Origin of the sequence: Flavilitoribacter nigricans DSM 23189 = NBRC 102662 (genome assembly GCF_002646595.1) — a bacterium.
In the GTDB taxonomy this organism is placed as follows: domain Bacteria; phylum Bacteroidota; class Bacteroidia; order Chitinophagales; family Saprospiraceae; genus Flavilitoribacter; species Flavilitoribacter nigricans.
Genome location: NZ_PDUD01000032.1, coordinates 119,629 through 137,898 on the forward strand (window position 1 = coordinate 119,629; position 18,270 = coordinate 137,898).

The 18,270-nt window shown below is 53.7% G+C and carries 13 protein-coding genes; 11 read left to right on the top strand and 2 right to left on the bottom strand.

The features are described from left to right. The first annotated feature begins 315 nt into the window (after positions 1–315). The 4 genes from CRP01_RS27350 to CRP01_RS27365 all read left to right on the top strand — a co-directional run bounded on the left by CRP01_RS27350 (position 316) and on the right by CRP01_RS27365 (position 5,786). Positions 316–1,857, top strand: a complete 1,542-nt coding sequence (locus CRP01_RS27350) for a DUF6089 family protein (protein WP_099153242.1) — start codon at positions 316–318, stop codon at positions 1,855–1,857. A gap of 193 nt (positions 1,858–2,050) precedes the next feature. Then, positions 2,051–3,751: a DUF6909 family protein gene (locus CRP01_RS27355; RefSeq protein ID WP_099153243.1), complete on the top strand. Its 1,701-nt coding sequence runs from the start codon at positions 2,051–2,053 to the stop codon at positions 3,749–3,751. A 98-nt stretch (positions 3,752–3,849) separates the two neighbouring features. After that, positions 3,850–4,878 (top strand): SDR family oxidoreductase, encoded by a 1,029-nt coding sequence (locus CRP01_RS27360; protein ID WP_099153244.1) that lies wholly within the window; start codon positions 3,850–3,852, stop codon positions 4,876–4,878. A 2-nt stretch (positions 4,879–4,880) separates the two neighbouring features. After that, positions 4,881–5,786, top strand: coding sequence for a helix-turn-helix domain-containing protein (locus tag CRP01_RS27365; RefSeq protein ID WP_099153245.1), 906 nt, complete (start codon positions 4,881–4,883; stop codon positions 5,784–5,786). 133 nt (positions 5,787–5,919) lie between these two features. On the opposite strand, the gene CRP01_RS27370 is transcribed toward CRP01_RS27365, so the two are convergent. After that, positions 5,920–6,612, bottom strand: a complete 693-nt coding sequence (locus CRP01_RS27370) for a porin family protein (protein WP_099153246.1) — start codon at positions 6,610–6,612, stop codon at positions 5,920–5,922. A 366-nt stretch (positions 6,613–6,978) separates the two neighbouring features. Between CRP01_RS27370 and CRP01_RS27375 the strand changes: the two genes are divergently transcribed. From CRP01_RS27375 to CRP01_RS27385, 3 genes are all read left to right on the top strand, one after another. Then, positions 6,979–7,524 carry an NUDIX hydrolase gene (locus CRP01_RS27375; protein ID WP_170110558.1) on the top strand — a complete coding sequence of 182 codons (546 nt, stop codon included), beginning with the start codon at positions 6,979–6,981 and terminating at the stop codon, positions 7,522–7,524. 4 nt (positions 7,525–7,528) lie between these two features. Then, positions 7,529–9,739, top strand: a complete 2,211-nt coding sequence (locus CRP01_RS27380) for a transferrin receptor-like dimerization domain-containing protein (protein WP_099153248.1) — start codon at positions 7,529–7,531, stop codon at positions 9,737–9,739. A gap of 138 nt (positions 9,740–9,877) precedes the next feature. Then, on the top strand, positions 9,878–11,305 hold the full coding sequence (locus tag CRP01_RS27385) for a serine hydrolase domain-containing protein (protein ID WP_099153293.1): 1,428 nt from the start codon (positions 9,878–9,880) through the stop codon (positions 11,303–11,305). Positions 11,306–11,583: 278 nt separating this feature from the next. On the opposite strand, the gene CRP01_RS27390 is transcribed toward CRP01_RS27385, so the two are convergent. Then, the gene (locus CRP01_RS27390) at positions 11,584–12,168 is read right to left on the bottom strand and encodes a porin family protein (RefSeq protein ID WP_170110559.1); all 585 of its coding nucleotides are present in this window, start codon (positions 12,166–12,168) and stop codon (positions 11,584–11,586) included. Positions 12,169–12,410: 242 nt separating this feature from the next. Here CRP01_RS27390 and CRP01_RS27395 point away from each other — a divergent pair, with 242 nt between their 5' ends. The 4 genes from CRP01_RS27395 to CRP01_RS27415 all read left to right on the top strand — a co-directional run bounded on the left by CRP01_RS27395 (position 12,411) and on the right by CRP01_RS27415 (position 18,188). After that, a complete protein-coding gene (locus CRP01_RS27395; RefSeq protein WP_099153250.1) occupies positions 12,411–12,914 on the top strand; it encodes a hypothetical protein in 504 nt (167 codons plus the stop codon). A gap of 344 nt (positions 12,915–13,258) precedes the next feature. Further along, positions 13,259–15,223, top strand: coding sequence for a DUF1592 domain-containing protein (locus CRP01_RS27405; RefSeq protein ID WP_099153251.1), 1,965 nt, complete (start codon positions 13,259–13,261; stop codon positions 15,221–15,223). A gap of 86 nt (positions 15,224–15,309) precedes the next feature. Continuing rightward, positions 15,310–16,698, top strand: a complete 1,389-nt coding sequence (locus CRP01_RS27410) for a DUF1552 domain-containing protein (RefSeq protein ID WP_099153252.1) — start codon at positions 15,310–15,312, stop codon at positions 16,696–16,698. Between the two features lie 29 nt (positions 16,699–16,727). Beyond that, positions 16,728–18,188, top strand: a complete 1,461-nt coding sequence (locus CRP01_RS27415; RefSeq protein ID WP_099153253.1) for a c-type cytochrome domain-containing protein — start codon at positions 16,728–16,730, stop codon at positions 18,186–18,188. Positions 18,189–18,270: the final 82 nt, after the last annotated feature.

Sequence of the window (18,270 nt, forward strand, 5' to 3'; positions counted from 1 at the left end):
TCTAATTACAACGTCAGTGCATTTTGCTATTTAGATCATCCCATTAGGTATAACAACCATTTCCTAGATCAAAATAAGAACACATTCTTCTCTACATTTTTGTGGGGTTACCTCCGCAATCCCATTGGTGTATTTAGTTGCTGCAGCTAAGCGGTAACCGTACGCCACATCCCTCGATTAGTGTCTGATTCCGCTCTGATGGCGCACCCGTCAGAGGCTAGGCGTGTATGTCCGGTGGTGTCGGACCAACCGCTCTGACCGGATTTCCCCCTTGATTAACACTAACGATTGAATAATTCAAAGAACCCTTTATTTATGCGAAAAATTTCTACACTCATCTGTATGCTGCTGTTCACCCTGACGGCGCATGCACAAACGACTTTCTGGGAAGGTGGACTGTTACTGGGAGGTGCCGCGATGGGAGGAGACCTGGTGGACGCTAAGTTTGGCTCTATGAACGATCTGAATTTCGCCTACGGTCTGATGGCCAGAAGGTATTTTCATCCGAACCTCGCCATCCGGGGCAATCTGCTGCGGAGCCGGCTCACCGGGAACGATGATCGTTACGAACGGCTGGCCGAACGCGGATTCCGCACCCAGACACCCCTCACGGAACTGTCTATGGATCTGGAATTTGATCTTTTCGGGCACCGGCGCGGCAACCCCGAGCTTACTTCCGGCCCGATCTCCCCTTACTTCCTGGTGGGGGTAGGCATGGCTTTTACCAATCCGAAAACAAATTACGGCTCGCTGGATGGCGACGCTCTGCAGGATCAGAATGCCGAGGTGTCCGGTACGCGCTTCGTCCTGCCGGTCGGCCTCGGACTGCGCATCGATATGGGAACCAATTGGGCCGCGGCGGTAGAGGTATCGCCCCGGGCGACTTTTTCGGACTATCTCGATGGGGTAAGTCTCTCCGGCAATCCGGATAAAAATGACTGGTACGGGATCGGTAGTGTCCAGTTGTGGTACAAACTGACCGTGGCGGATCGCGATCGCGACGGCATTGCGGATGCGGATGACGCCTGCCCGGATATTGCCGGCACGGAACTGGCCATGGGCTGTCCGGACCGGGATAACGATTCCGTTCCCGATGAACGGGATACCTGCCCGGATATTCCGGGAAGTGTGGCGCTGGCCGGTTGCCCGGATAGTGATAATGACGGCGTTACGGATTTCGACGATGAATGCCCGACCCAGGCCGGTCTGATCAGTATGAATGGCTGTCCGGATAGTGACGGCGACGGCATTGCCAACGGAAAGGACGAGTGCCCACTGGAGGCCGGTGTGGCAGAGAACGGTGGCTGCCCGGTACGCGACCGGGATAATGACGGGGTCATGGACGACGAAGATGACTGCCCGGACCGCTCCGGACCGATCGCCAATCAGGGCTGCCCCTACGGCGATGCGGACGGCGATGGTATTCCGGATAATGAAGATGACTGTCCGAATGCGGTCGGCGCGCTGGCCAACGGCGGCTGTCCGGAGGCCAAAGTGGCCGATAAAGCGCAGGAAGTGGTGGATTTTGCCACCAGGAACATTCAGTTCGCGACGGATAAGGCCGAATTTCTGGATGCTTCCTACGCCATTCTGGACGAAGTGGCCCAGGTGATGAAGCAGTACACCAATTACAAATTAAAGATCGAAGGCTTTACCGATAGTCGCGGTCGCAGTAATTACAATCAGGATCTGTCGGAGTCGCGGGCACGCCGTTGCTACGATTACCTGGTCAGTAAGGGCGTGCCGGCGGCACGGATGCAGTATCGCGGTTTTGGGGAAACCAATCCGGTAGCTTCCAACCTGACGGAGGAGGGCCGGATGCAAAACCGCCGGGTAGAGTTCTCCCTATTTCAATAGGCTCAATATTTTTGACTATAGTTTTATCATTTTTTTGAATGATTTGGGCACCTGCCATCCTTTGGACCGGCAGGTGCTTTTTTATGAATTGGCGGGATTACCAAAGGACCGGGGACCGGCCGATTCTCCCAACTTCTCAACTTCCGAATGCCCATTTTTCCTAACTTGCAGCCGAATTGCAAAACGAGCTGATATGTCCACACCCTATATACCGAGAACCCGGGCCCAGGAGTCCCGCGCCGCCATTGAACGTTTGTACATTGCCATGCGTCATCTCTTCATTCGCGGCAGTTACAAACCGCTGGGCGTTTCCGGCGAGGCAATGATCGAAGCGATGATGGTGCTCTGTCCGGAGATCTACGGATCGATCGCCGATCCCGAACGGGTAGAACTGGAAGGCCTGCTGTACATCTTTCAACGGCTGCCCCGGGGCATCGAGGAGTGCCGGTTTGTCCGCCTCATTTCCCGGGAAGGATTTGAGAATGCCAGCTTTCCGCCCATCGTGCCACCGAAACGCCGCCGCAACTGCTACCGCATTGACGAAGAAGAGATGTATATCGAAATGACCCGCGGTCGCAGTGATATCTACGACGTGCTGACCCACCTGACCTTCTTGTACATTGAAGCGGAAAAGATCCGCCGGAACAGCGAAGATCACCGGGGCCGGAAAAAGCGCGACTGGAACATGCTGGAAGAGGTCGTAAAGCGGGAGGAAGCGGGTGAACCCTTCAACAAGGAAGTTGCCTTTACCTATCTGAGCACCATTTTAGGGCGCACTTACGAAGAAACGGTGGAAGCCTGCGCCCGATTCTCCCAGGATCCCAATCTCAACAGTATTTTTCATATCGCCTACTGGATGGGGTACCGTTCCACCGAAGAAGCGGTGAACGAGAACGACCGGGAGATCTCTTTCTCTTCCGCCCTGCGGGAAAAGATCGGACATCACTACTACGGAGAGCTGTGGGCCCAGAATATCAAGGAATTCCTGATGGATAAGGGCCTGATCAACCGGCCGATCCACATCATCAGTGCCAACCTGCACAGTGTGATGAATACCCTCTACGCGCCGTATATTTTCAAAGGGAAGAAGAAAAACCTGGAAGAGATCGCCCGCGACCTGAGCCTGTTGCAGAACGAAACGCTCCGACAGAAGGTCGTGAGTTATGCGAGCAAAAAGGGCATGTACCAACTGGATGATCACAGCGGAACGAATATTACCGTCCAGATCTACGATCTGGCGCAGATCCCTCTGCAGAACCTGTCTTCCGAACTCCAGTGGAACGCGGATCACCTGGAAAAGGAAAAACCCGTGATCATCGTAATGGACTACGCCTTTGGCGAACAGGCCTACGAAACTCTGGACGAACTGCTCAAACCCTACGAAGAAGACGGTGAAAAGATCCCGCTGGATATCAAGTCCATCAATATCATGGGCAAAGCCGGTATCCTGGAAGGTGGGAAAGGGGATATTATGGTGCCCACGGCGCACGTATTTGAAGGAACGGCGGATAATTACCCGATCGAGAATGACTTCAAGCAAGAAGACTTTACCGGTTTTGGATTAAAAGTATTCGAAGGGCCGATGATCACCGTCCTGGGTACTTCGCTGCAGAATAAAGACATCCTGCGTTATTTTCGCCGATCTTCCTGGGGGGCCATCGGACTGGAAATGGAAGGAGCCCACTACCAGAAAGCCATCCAGGCGGCCACCCGTATTCGCCGGACGGGACCCAACGAGAACGTCATCCTGCGCTATGCCTATTACGCTTCGGACAATCCCCTGATCAGCGGGCATACCCTGGCTTCGGGAAGTCTCGGTGTGGACGGCGTAAAACCGACTTACCTGATCACCATCAAAATGTTGAACCGGATCCTGGGCGGAGATAAACGTTAATCTCTACCGCAGCTCCGAAAAGTATTGATACATCCGAGAATTGTATACCTGCCACTGGTGGGAAGGGGCGAATTTTGTATGCAAACAAACCAGATACCATGGCACCTTCCAAAAAAGTATTGCTCACCGGCGTAAGCGGATTTTTAGGTAGTCACACCACCATTCAGTTGCTCAATCGCGGCTATACCGTAACCGGTACGTTGCGGCGCATGGATCGGGGGGATTCCCTACGGGAGATCCTGGCCCGCCACACGCCGCACATCGACCGTCTCCGTTTTGCCGAAGCCGAACTGGAAGATCAGGAGGTATGGATGAAACTGATGGACGGCGTGGATTATGTGCAGCACATTGCTTCGCCTTTTCCCCGGGTCTTACCCGAGCGGGAAGAAGATCTGATCATCCCCGCCCGGGCGGGCGTACTGAACGTGCTGAAAGCAGCGGCGGCTAAACAGGTGAAACGAGTGGTGATGACCTCTTCTTCCGGAGCGATCGTGTACGGTAAGGACCGCGCCGACCGCAGCGGCACCTTTGACGAATCAGACTGGACCGACGTCAGTAAGCGGGAGGACACCACGCCCTATTTCCGCAGCAAGACCATTGCCGAAAAGGCGGCCTGGGATTTTATCGCCAACGAGGGGAAAGGACTGGAACTGGCGGTTATCTGCCCCGGAGCCATTTTAGGTCCGGTGCTGGAACAAGACTTTGGGACTTCGGCCAATATTGTGATCAAGACCATGGACGGCAGCTCTCCGGCCATTCCCCGCATCGGATTCGATATCGTAGACGTACGTTCGGTGGCCGATCTACAGATCCGGGCCATGGAAGCGCCGGAGGCGGCCAATCAGCGGTTTATCGGTTCGGCGGGTTTCTTGTCCTTTAAGGCCGTTGCCGATATTCTGCGGGAGGCGTATCCGGACCGCCGGATCCCCCGCATGATCCTGCCCAACTTTGCCGTTCGCCTGTTTGCCCGCATCGATAAAACCCTGCAACCGATCCTGCTGGACCTTGGTACGGAGAGAAAAGTTGACAACCGAAAAGCCCGAAATCTGTTAAATTGGAAACCTATTCCGGTAAAGGAAGCCGTTTTGTCCTGTGCCGAAAGTGTGATCGAATTAAACCTGGTCTGATCATGGAAAAGTGGTTGAAAGTAGACAGCATTGCCCAACTTGTGGAACTTTCCGGTTTTCCGCCGGTGGCTTACCCGTATTTTGCCATCATCCGGGTGGAGGATCTGGCCACGCTGCCGGGAGAATTTTTTCAACCCCTGGTGTTTAATTTTTACACGGCTGGACTGAAAAAGAACCTCTCCGGTGCCGTACGCTACGGTCGCGCTACCTACGATTTCAACAAAGGCGTACTGGGCTTTACGGCGCCGAACCAGGTGTTGGAGATCAATGAGGATATGAAGAATAACGGCTCCGGCTGGATGATCTTTTTTGAGATAGAATTTCTCCGGGGCCACGCACTGCAAAACAACATTGATCAGTACGGATTTTTCAACTACGATGTGAACGAAGCCCTGCATCTGTCCGATAAGGAAGAAAAGATCATTGAAGATATCTTTCAGCGGATGGCGGCCGAATACGAGAATAATATCGATCGTTTCAGCCGGGAAGTGATGTTGTCCTACCTGGATCTACTGCTCAAATATTCCAACCGCTATTACAGTCGTCAGTTCATCACCCGTAACGAGGTGGGCAGCGACCTGCTGAAAAGATTTGAACAGCAGCTTGGACAGTATTTCCGGGAAGGATTGTTCCGCAAGCTGGGATTGCCTACCGTCGCCTATTTTGCGGAAGCGCTGTGCGTTTCTCCGAATTATCTGAGCGATTTCCTGCGCTCTAATACCGGGAAAAGTACCCAGGAACACATCCATCTGGCCATTCTGGAACAGGCCAAGATCCTGCTGCTGAGTTCTTCCCGGACGGTCTCCCAGATCGCCTACGAACTGGGCTTTGAATATCCGCAGTATTTCAGCCGATTGTTTAAACAGAAGACGGGATTGACTCCGAGTGCTTTTCGGATGCGGGAGTGATTTTGGAGATGGGGTGAGTTGGAGACTGGGTGAGGTGGAGATTGGGTGAATGTGGCGAGGGGGAGCAACACTTTGGTTGCTCCCCCTCGCCGGTTGTTTCATAATGCTTGGATGTGGTGCTTAGGGCCTGGTTTTAGTTCAGGGGGACCATGAAGCCTACATTCACGCCAAATCCTTTGTTCTTGATCTTTTCGTCAACCAGTGGGAAGTTGTATAGTTCCGTGAATCCCTGGCTGTAGCGGGCATCGGCGAAGAACTTACCGAATCCGGTGGTATAACTTACACCCGCACCGGCGGTAGCGCCTACTTCAAAGCGGTTGTAGTTGATGTTATCCAGGTTGATATTCGTTGAACCCAGGTCGAAATCCACTAGTACACGGGCTTTCGTATCGATGCGTCCGGCAGTGGCGTATCCGAAAGTAGGACCGGCGGTTACGTAAGCCTGTAATCCTTCTCCTCCGAAAGTATATTTAGCTAGCAGGGGTACTTCCACGTAGCTGAATTTGGTTTCGGCACGGCCACCGACCGGCAATTGAATACCGAATAATTCCGTGTTATCCAGATTCGCTTTGGTGGTAAATCCTTTTTTCAGGAAATTCAGTTCGGTTTGCAGTGCAAACTGATCGGTAATACTATATTCTGTAACCAGGCCGAAATTAGCCTCGCTGATATTAGTAAAATCGGGAGCCAGCTCACCGAGTGCTTCGGTCGTGTGCAGGTTATTGAAGTTCATTCCGGTTTTTACACCTACGGATACCTGAGCGGTTGCAAAAATGGCCAGCGCCAGAGCGGCCAGGGTCAGTATGGATTTACGTGCGTTCAACATGACTGTGTATTCTTTTTGTTAGTGAAGTAGAACGGTTAATATCGAGTAGTGAGCAGCGGAACAGGACCGGTATTTTTTCTGGGTCATTCTCAAAGATCCGTCTCGTTTGACTCAATTTGCTACGCTCTACAGTAATAGCGTGTTAACAGGTACAAATATGGGCGCTTCGCTAGTTAAGGTGGGTTAAGCAGCTGTTAGGCTTTATTTAAAATTTTAATCTTTTCCCTCGCTTAAGTGAATAATTTTTAAAATCTTCGAGCTGCTGTTAATTTTGGTAACGGTGTCCGGAGCCGGGCGGGCGCTGTGATGGCCGGGTGCTGCAATTTTTCACACCTTTTCAGAACAAAACCCGGAGAACCGAGACCCATGTGGAAAAAGCTCAGCGAAAGGATCGCCTATAAAGGCTGGAGACAGATCAAGGTCAAGCAATTTGAATTGCCGGATGGGAAAATTGCGGAATTCGATATCCTGTCGAGCCGATCCTTCGTGACGGTAGCGGCCTTTACCACCGGCGGGGAGTTGATCCTGATCCGGCAGTACCGACCGGGACCGGAACGGGAACTGCTCAGCTTTTGCGAAGGAGCCATCGATCCGGGAGAGACGCCCGTACAGTCGGCCCACCGGGAATTGCTGGAGGAGACCGGCTACGCTACCGAAGAACTGATCTTTCTGAAAAAGCGATACAGTGCCTATACCGACCAGGAGCAGTTTTTTTTCCTGGCCCTGAATTGCCGGTACCAACAGGCCCCCGAACCCGACGCCGGAGAATTCCTCAGCGTAGAGCTCTCACCCGAATCACATTTCCGGGCCATGCTCCGGGATGCGGATAATGATCTGTTTAATAATATTGATGCGGCTTATCTTGCACTGGATTTCATTAGTGGCAGAACCACTCCACCTTCCAAACCGTAAATTTATGAAGTATACACTCACTACCATTTTAGGTCTGATGTTGACCCTGGGCGTGCTATCCGCCCAAAAGTCTTCGATAATGGGATTTTCCGCGCAGGCCGCCGAGCAGCAGAAGGCGCTGGAGGCCAAACTGGATAGTTACCTGAACGCCGAGAACCTCGACGAATGGATGAAATATATGACCGCCCGTCCCCACCACGTGGGTTCTCCCTACGATAAGGCCGTGGTCGATTATATGGCCGACAAGTTCCGCTCCTGGGGATACGATGTGGAGGTGGAAAAATTCGATGTCCTGTTTCCTACGCCCAAGGTCCGCCTGCTGGAACTGACCGCGCCGGAAAAATTTACGGCCAGCCTGACCGAACCGCCGGTAGATGGTGATGCTTCCTCCGCCCAGACGGAAGAGGCGCTGCCGCCCTACAACTGCTTCTCCATCGACGGTGATGTGGAAGCCGAGCTTGTATTTGTCAACTACGGCGTGCCGGCTGATTACGAAGAGCTGGAAAAACGCGGGATCGACGTTAAAGGAAAGATCGTGATCGCAAAATACCAGGGTTCCTGGCGCGGCATCAAACCCAAAGTGGCCGCCGAAAAGGGGGCGATCGGTTGTATCATCTATTCCGATCCGCGGGACGACGGCTATTTTCAGGGCGATGTCTATCCCGAAGGGCCCTACAAAAACGAATATGGCGTACAGCGGGGAGCGGTCATGGATTTGCCGCTGTTCCCCGGAGATCCGCTGACGCCCGGCTACGGAGCGACGGACGATGCCGAACGCCTGGAGATCGAAGATTCCCCGGCGCTCACCAAGATCCCCGTGCTGCCGATCTCTTACCACGATGCCCAGCCTTTACTGGAAGCCCTGGGTGGTCCGGTCGCGCCGGGTTCCTGGCGCGGTGCCCTGCCCATCACCTACCATTTGGGCCCCGGCCCGGCGAAGGTGCGGCTGAAACTGGAATTCAACTGGGAACTGCGCCCCGCCTACGACGTGATCGCCAAAATGCGGGGAAGTGAATATCCGGACGAATGGGTGATCCGCGGCAATCACCACGATGCCTGGGTGCACGGTGCGAATGATCCCGTCAGCGGTATGGTGACCGTTATGGAAGAAGCCCGGGCCGTAGCCGAACTGGCCAAAACGGGCTGGAAACCCAAACGCACCATCGTATACTGTGCCTGGGGTGCGGAAGAACCGGGCCTGCTGGGATCTACCGAATGGGTCGAAACCCACGCTGATGAACTGAAAGAAAAAGCGGTAGCCTATATCAATACCGACGGTACCGGCCGGGGATTCCTGTTTGCCGGTGGCTCGCATACGCTGGAGCAGTTTTTCGATCAAATCACGCGGGATGTGCAGGATCCACAAAAAGATGTAACGCTTTTTGAAAGGCGCAATGCCCTGGGCATGGTAAACGGTGCGCCCAAAATGAGCCACTACAAATTATCGGCCCTGGGTTCCGGATCGGACTATTCGCCTTTCTTCCAGCATTTGGGTATCGCCTCCTTCAATATGGGCTTCGGCGGGGAAAGCTCCGGCGGAGAATACCATACCATGTACGATTCTTACGAGCATTACTCCCGTTTCAAAGATCCGGGTTTCCAATACGGCACCACGCTGGTGAAGGTGGCCGGTCGCACTACGCTGCGCCTGGCGGATGCGGAGGTGTTGCCGTTTGAATTCAATCAGTTTACCAGTACGCTCTCCGGCTATATCGATGAGGTGACCAAACTGGCGGACAACCTACGGAGTCAGACGGAAAAGGAAAATATGCTGATCCGAGAAGGATTGTACGATCTGGCCGCTGATCCCGAGGAAACTTTTGTTGTGCCGGAAATAAAGGAAGAAGTACCCTATCTGAATTTCGCCCCTTTGCAAAATGGCCTGCACGCGATTGAAAAACAGGCTAAAGCTTACGCTAAAGTGCAGACTTCCGATTTGCCGAAAGCCAAAAAGCAGTCCTTGAACCAGCTCTTGAAGGATATGGAACGCGCCCTCACGCGGGACCACGGTCTGCCCCGGCGGCCCTGGTTCATTCACCATATCTATGCCCCCGGTTTTTACACCGGTTATGGGGTGAAAACCCTGCCGGGCGTTCGGGAAGCGATCGAACAGCGGGATTTTAAAGAAGCACAGGAGCAGATCGTTATTCTGGGAGAAGTACTGCAGGGCTTCGCCGACCAGATCGCAGCAGCGGTTGGGGTTGCCGGGAAATAATCCCGGAGGGGCCGGCCAATTTTTGGCCGGTAAACTGGTGACCACTACTTTCCAATCTAATCATCATTGCTCCGGGCCGGAAACTACTGCAGTCATCGGCCCGGAGCATCCATTTTTGCACCTTATTATTCGATACTCATGAGATCACTGCTATTTACCCTTTTACTCACTATCCTTTTAGTACCGGCCGTTGCCCAGCAGGAGGAAACCTACGACTACGCCCGTGGTCAGCGGGAGATGGTCCAATCCGGCGTACAGGCCATCTTAATGTGTAATGGGCTGTTCACCTCCGAGCGCACCCTGGAACAGGTTTACGCCCAGGAACTGGCCTATCTGCGCCAACCCATTGGCACCCCGCGCGGTGGGGATTATCAGGTCGACTGGGAGCGGAAAACCGTGGCGATCGGCACGCCCGGCGGTACTCCGGTGATGCGGGCGGTCTTTCGGGAGGGTTTGGGCTGTATCATCCTGCCCCCGGATCAGACCTTCGAAGCGATGGACGACCTGCCCCAAATGACTCTGCCGGTCGCTCCGGGAGATCCCGCCGAAATGGCCTGGCCGGACGGAGATAAATTAACTCCGCAGTCCCTGCCGGAAACCGTTGATGCAACCGCTCTGCAGGCGGCATCCGACTGGGCATTCGACCGGGAATCGCCGGAACAGGTCACCCTGAGCCTGCTGGTGGTGCACCAGGGACAGATCATTCACGAACGCTACGCACCGGGAGTAACGATGGCTACCAAAACCCGTACCTGGTCGACGGCCAAAAGTATCGCCGTGACCCTGATCGGAATGCTCGCGGACCGGGGGAAGATGGCGCTGGATGAACCCCTGGGGCTGGACTGGTTGCCCAAAGAACGAAACCCGGAAACGGACCCGCGCTCTGAGATCACTTTGCGCCATGTGCTGAATATGTCCAGTGGTCTGTACACGGTGGATAACCGGGGCATGGAATACGCGACCGGTTCGGGCCTGGCCTATTGGGCCGGTGCCAGCTCGGTCAAGGGCGCGCTCAACCGCGGACTGATCCGCCGGCCCGGTACTTTCTGGGATTACGAGAATTACGATACCATACTCGGAGTACTGGCCATGAAAAAAGCGCTGGAAGAGGAGGGAGAATCCTATCTGGAATACCCCCGCAAGGCCCTGTTGGATAAGATCGGAATGCGGAATACCTGGCTCAGTGTTGATCGTTTCGGTGATTTCATTTTGAGCAGTCAGGTCTACACCAACGCCCGGGATCTGGCGCGTTTTGGCCTCTTGTACCAGCAGAACGGGATCTGGAACGGAGAACGCTTACTATCGGAAGAGTGGATCGAATTTGTCCGGACTCCCGCACCGGCTACCGCCGAACGGGGCAACTTTTACGGCGGCCAGTGGTGGCTGGTACCGGACGATCGGACCGATGTGCCCGCAGATGCCTATTCCACTGCCGGCAATCGCGGACAGTTCGTCATCGTTGTACCTTCCCACGATCTGGTGATCGTCCGGCGCGGACTGGATTATGGTCGCCAGGGTTTCAATCGCTGGGATCTGACGCGGGAAGTGCTGAAGGCATTTGAATAAACCAAACTGAAAAATGCGGTCGGGTGGATATCTGAAATTCTAAAGGAAGGTGCAGCGCACCGGACTATTTTCAGCCCGAAGGGATGAAAATACATTGAGCTACAGCGTAGCGACCTGATCAACCGATAGGAAAAAACTGCAGGACGGTTTGCTATACCTATTTCTAAGTGATGGATTGCGTGATTAGGGAAACACCCACTGATCAGCAGAAGTAGGCCAAATAAAAAAGGCCGCAAAGCACTGGGCTTTGCGGCCTTTTTTATTCCAAGAGGGCGATATTACTCAATACCGAAAGACAGACCAACACTCACTTGTACGTGTTGGTTGTACAGTTCGGGGGTAGCATCAATTACATTGGAGAACCCTCGCAGGTAACGCACGTCGGTGTTCAGCCAGGTTCCTCCGGTGATACGGTAGTGGAAACCCAGACCGGCCGTACCGGCAAAGTCAAATTTATTGTAATTGTCGATCACTTCCCGCTCTCCCTGTTCGGCGTTCACCAACAGACCCGGAGCTACACCGGCGTAGATCTTGGGACGGAAGTCGTCACCGAGTTCGCGGAAAAAATACTGGAACATGATTGGCAGGCGTACGTAATTCAGAGCCAGATCACCGAAGTTATTACTTTCGGCACCTTCACCGGAATACAGCAGATCTACACCGATACCGGCTTTTTCGTTAATACTGTAAGTAGAAGTAATACCGGCAACCAATAGGGTATTGTTCTGAAAATCAGAACCGTCGCTGGTCAGATTGGCAAAATTGACACCTACACGGGGACCGATAGAAAAGGTCTGTGCAAAGGTCGTTGTGGTCAGCGCCACCAGGGCGGCAACAAATAGGGCTAATGATAACTTTTTCATGATTTGTTCTTCATTTGGTTTAAATGATTCGTTTTTATAACTACCGGTGGGTGGGTGCATGTTCGGTAACGAATAAGTTAAATTATGGGAGCGGTCCTGTATTCCGGTACATAATATCCCGGAGGAGGAAGCCTGTTTAATCGAGTTTTACCCCTGTAGAGGAAGTTCCGAAAAACGGAACTTTTCCGCCCGCAGCCCCGTTCATCAGATGAGTTTTGACCTGAATGATCAACCCAATATTCATGAGTATCGACCCCAACTTCAAATTCCGTCAGGCCCGCTATCTCTTCGAGGATTTTCAGGAATCGATAGCCAAATTATCGGTGATCGGCTATTGCTGTATTATGCTGGCCGTACTATTGGTAGTGTCCGGCGTATTATTTGGCGCGGACAGCAACCTGCACGCCCTGTTCAGTGCCGCTTCCGGTCTGGCCCTGATCCTGGCTCCCCGTCTGCTGGAACTGGAAGAAAGATCGATGATCTACTTTCTGCTTGCCGCTTACCTGTTGGTGGTGGCGGTAGAATATCTTACCCTGGGTTTACCCGATCGCTTCATCCCCGGCCTGGGCGAGTACGGCCGGACCAAAGTGATCGGTCTGGTAACCATCTTAAATGATCTTACTCCACTGCTCTATTTCGGCATTCGACTGGGCGTGAGTTATCTGTTCTTCCGCGTCCTGTTTTTCTGGCAAAAAGTAGATCAGTTGCCGGGGGAGCTGAAAATGAGACTGGGTTTGAAGAAATAAATATCGGATCCGGCTTTTATTCTGAAGAATACTACTGGACAAACGAGTAAGACGGGGTGACCAAGACATTGGCAGACCAGGTTGAATGGACCAGTCTCCCAATCCTCTTGTCTCCCCAACACCCACTCTCCCCATCACCCCGTCTCCAAATCTCCCCATCACCTACTCTCCCCATTTAAAAAAAATATAGCATCATATAATTTTAGAGTTTAGCAACTGGCTATCCCCTTCAATATCAAAGAATTCCTTATTTTTAAGACAGATGAATCTACTACCGTAACTTTAAGCATAAAGTTGGGTAGTATCCAAGAAAAACCAACCAACTCCTCCGGAGCCAGACCCATATGCGTTTTGCACTGATCACTTGCTTGGCCTTAGGGCTGTTCACTTCTACCTTATCCGCGGCCGGCTATCCGCCGGACCAGATCCACTACTGGGATGTGGTAATGCCCATCATGCGGAAGTACTGCAATCAGGAATGTCACAATGCCGATGATCTGAAGGGTGGGCTCAACCTAGAACGATACGATTTCATTTCCCGCATCCAGCGGGACGGCGAATTGTTTACCAGTCTGATCCGCCTGGTGGAAAACGGCGAAATGCCGCCGGAGAACAAACTGCAAATGCCGGCGGCGGAACAGGATACCCTGCTCAGCTATATCAAGAAATATCTGAAAGAGGCACTGGCTATTCCCAATCCGGGGCAGATCCCGCCGCGTCGCCTGAGTATGCGCGAATACGCCTACGCGATCCAGGACCTTACCGGAGTGTCCCTGGACCCTACGGAATTTTTCCCGAAGGATCCTTCCGGTGGTGAAGGTTTTGACAACTTCGCCCGGGTGCTCTACCTCAATCCTTTGTTGATGGAACGCTATCTGGAAGCTACCGAATACATCGTGGAGGAGGCCTATTGCAACGTGGATCGCTGGGAACGCATCGTTCCGGGATACCGGCAGAGTTTGGGTACCGCCCTGCGGGTGTGGTGGCAACGGGTCCGGCACGATCGCGATATCAGTCTGGAAGGGCCGCTGGCCGCCGCCGAAACGCAGATCACGGATTTTGCCACGCGTGCCTACCGGCGCATTCTGCTGCCGCAGGAAAAGCAAAAGCTACTCGACTTTTTTACCGAAGTATACCTCCAGCTCCCCGCTATTCCGGAGCGGTTCGATATCAGCATGCAACAGGTATTCAAGGCGGTTTTGCTTTCGCCCAATTTTTTGATCCGGCAGGAAAACGATCGCCCCACCGAAGATCCCTATCTGGTGAGTAGTTTTGAAATGGCCTCCCGCCTGTCCTTTTTCCTTTGGTCGAGCATCCCAGACGATACCCTGATGCAGGCTGCTTACCGCGACGAACTCCTGCAACCCGAACTCCTGCGTGTCCAGATAACGCGTATGCTGCGCAGCCCCAAGCTGAAGCGGATGGCCGAAAGTTTTGCCTCCCAGTGGCTGGAGATCGACAAACTGGCCGATCCCTCCCACAGCGTGGATGATAAGATCTTTCCCGAATACAGCCCGGACCTGGGGAAATGGATGCAGCAGGAGGCGGTAGATTATTTCTACTACACCCTCACCGGCAGCAACAACCTGCTGGAACTGATCGATGGCCGCTATACTTTCCTCAACGAACCGCTGGCCGAACACTACGGCATCGAGGGTATCGACGGGGAGAATATGCGCCGGGTGCAGCTCGACGACCCGATCCGCGGCGGTGTACTGGGCATGGGTGGCGTACTGACCGCTACCTCATTACCCCACCGGACCAGTCCGGTACTACGCGGCAAATGGGTGCTCGAAAAAATACTGGGTACGCCCGCTAAGGCTCCGCCGCCCGATGTGCCGGAACTGGAAGAGGCCAAAAAGACGAACGATGAGATGGCGCTGCGGGAATTGCTGACCATCCACCGGGCCAATCCTGCCTGCCAGGGTTGTCACCAAGAAATGGACGACCTGGGGTTTGCGCTGGAAAACTTCGATGCCATCGGCCGCTGGCGCGACAGCTACGGTATGAAGCTGGTCGATATCGATGCTTCGGGCATCATGAAAAGTGGAGAAGCGTTCAACGGGCCGGTAGAATTGAAGGCCCTGCTGCGCAGTAAAAAGGCCCAGTTCGCGAAAAGTTTCTCCCAGAAAGTGCTGGGTTTTGCCCTGGGACGCGGGATCGACTTTAAGGATTCCAAAACCGTAGCGGCGTTGAGTGAGACTTTGCTGGAAAATGATTTCGACGCTTCGCTTTTCCTTACGGAAGTGGCGATGAGCTATCCGTTCCGCTACAAACTGAGCGATCCGGTGGTGGTGCAGGAGTTTTAAACGCCCGTACTGGTTGTTCTGATAATTTGATCATATCGATCTGCAGGACCTTCGGGTACTGCCGGTTGTTCTGAAATACCCAAAACATGAAAAGAAAAGCCATTTCCCGTCGTAAAATGTTACAGGGTCTGGGCGCCTGTGTCGCCTTACCTTTCCTGGAAGCGATGACCCCGCCCGGCGTGAGCACGGCCCGCTACGTGGAACGTATCCGTCCGAAGCGGCTGGCCGTTTTTTATTTCCCGAACGGGGTACATTCCGAGCACTGGACACCCAAAGGCCGGGGCAATGACTTCGAACTTTCCCGCACCCTGAAACCGCTGGAGCCTTTCAAAAAGGACCTGCTGGTCCTCAGCGAATTGAAAAACCGGGAAGTGGACGTTCGGGGTACCGACGGGCACTACGCCAAAACGGCTCCGTTCCTGACCTGCCACAACATTACGAAAACCACGGGCTCGAATATTGATGTCAAAGGGGTATCTATGGATCAGGTGGCCGCCCGGCAGTTGGGTGGAGCAACGATGTTCCCTTCCCTGGAATACGGCGTGGATCCGATCATTAGCGGCGTGGACCAGAATGTAGGTTACACCCGCCTGTACGGATCGGCTATCTCCTGGGCCAGTCCGAATCAGCCCTGCTCCAAAGAGATTGATCCGCACCACGCCTTCAACCGGCTGTTCCGGACGGTAGTGCCCGGGGCTTCCAGCGGCGGGCAGGATCCCTGGCGGAAAAGCGTACTGGACCTGGTGATGGATGACGCCAAACGTCTGAACAAACACCTGGGAGCGGCCGATCAGAATAAAATGTCCGAATATCTGGAATCGGTGCGTTCGGTAGAAAAACGACTGACCTCCCAGGATAAGCTGCGGGAATTCGAAGCCAATATCACCCCGGATATTCGCAAAGAACTGGTAAAACTGAACGTAAGACTCAAGGATTATGTAGAGGTAAATTCCGGATATGACGTCACCCAAAAGGTGCGGCTGATGATGGACATTAACGCCCTGGCGCTCTGGAGTGATGCCACCCGGGTGACGACGTTCATGTTTGGTAATTCGGTAAGCAATCGCAATTTCTCTTTCCTGGACGGGGTGACCGGAAATCATCACACGATTTCTCACCACCGCTCCAACGACCGCCTGCTCGATATGTACAGCAAGATCAATTACTGGCATACGGAGCAATACGCCTACTTCCTGGAAAAAATGCGATCCATGAAGGAAGGCGATCAAAGCCTATTGGATCAGTCCATGGTGTTGTACGGCTCCAGCCTGCGGGACGGCAACAGTCACCAGGCTACGAACCTCCCCATCGTAGTGGCAGGCAAAGGCGGAGGCGCCCTGAAAACCGGACAAAACCTGGCCTTTGAAAAAGAGACGCCGCTGGCCAATCTCTATTTGGCAATGTTGAAGGCACTGGATGTTAAGGTCGATCAGTTTGGGGACAGTGAACGCGTACTGACTGAGATCCTGGCCTGAGATGCTGGCCTATATACGAATGAATCTGCATGAAGAAAAACCGACTTTTTTTACTCCTTCTGGTGATTGGCATTTTGCCGTTCCTGCCCGAGCCGACGTCTGAAACTGCGGGTGCCTGGACGGGCTTTCTGGGACGATTCCATATTTTGATCCTGCACTTTCCGGTAGTTTTGGTACTGGCGCTGGCCGGATTGGAACTGGCTAGGACCCGTCGGCCGCAATGGGACACGGGCCGCCTGGCCCGTCCCTTTTGGGTCACCACGCTGGGCAGTTGCCTGTTGAGCGTGCTGGCCGGATATATGTTATACCGCACCGGCGAATACCAGGGCGAACTGGTCCGGGACCACCTTTGGGGCGGCGTCCTGCTGACGGTATTTCTGAGCCTGGCGGCATTCCTGCGTTTCCAACCCACCGAAAAAACTTCAACAACCAGCAACATCCTGCAAAATGGTCTGCTGGCGCTGAGTGCTTTGCTGGTGATCTATACCAGCCACCAGGGAGGATCACTGACCCACGGGCCGGATTTTTTAACGGAGTACGCTCCCGCGCTCCGGGTCGAAGCGGTTTCGCCCCTGGAGCAAAAGCCAAAAGCCGAACTGCTGGTTTATCAGGACCTTATCGTACCCGTGCTGGACAAGCGCTGTTTTTCCTGCCACAATGAGTACAAGACCAAAGGCGATCTATTGATGACTTCCTTCCCTGAACTGATGCGCGGTGGAAAAAGCGGCAAAACCATGCTGGTAGCCGGTGAGCCGAAAGAGAGTGAGCTCTACCACCGGATCACCCTGCCGGAAACGGACGATGACCATATGCCGCCTCCGGAAAAACCGGGTTTGGAAGAGGACGAGATCGCACTGATGCGCTGGTGGATCGAAAGCGGTGCCGATCCGGAAATGCAACTGAGAGAGGGGCCGGAAAGCCCGGAAGGAAAAGCTTTAATCGATCGTCTGTTGCCCAACTTGTTCCAGGCCCGGCGCTTGCAGATGCGCCGCGAAAAAGAACAGGAGGCCCTGCTGCTTGAGATCAGGGAAAAGGCCACGCCACTGGGACTTACCATTGAGCCGGACCGGGAAGCTCCCGGTTTTTTCGCGATAGGGCAGACCATTCCCCCACAGCCGGTCAACGACGGGGCAGTGAGTGAATTACTGGAGTACGCGGAAGCCTTTTCCAAGGTGTCGCTGCCCGGCGCCCTGATCACCGACGATGGGCTTTTTGAACTGAGTAAAATGACGCATCTGAACCGCCTGTACCTGCCAAAAACCTGCATCAAAGGTCCGGGCCTGGCCTACCTGCAATCCCTGCCCACGCTGGAAGAGATCAACCTTTCGTATACCTTTCTCGACGATGCGGGAGCATTGAACCTGCTCCACTTGCCGCAGGTCAAAAAAGTGTATCTATTCGGTACCGAAATTGAACCCAATGTGTTGAAAGCCCTGCGCAGGAACTTGCCGGATGTGGAGATCCTGGAAGAGGAGGGCCCTTATTTTTAGGCGCAGTACTTCCGGGTGGAAAGGAGTCGTAAGCAAATTTTCCGGATTGATCGATTCGATGTCGTCTTCTATACCTTGTTGC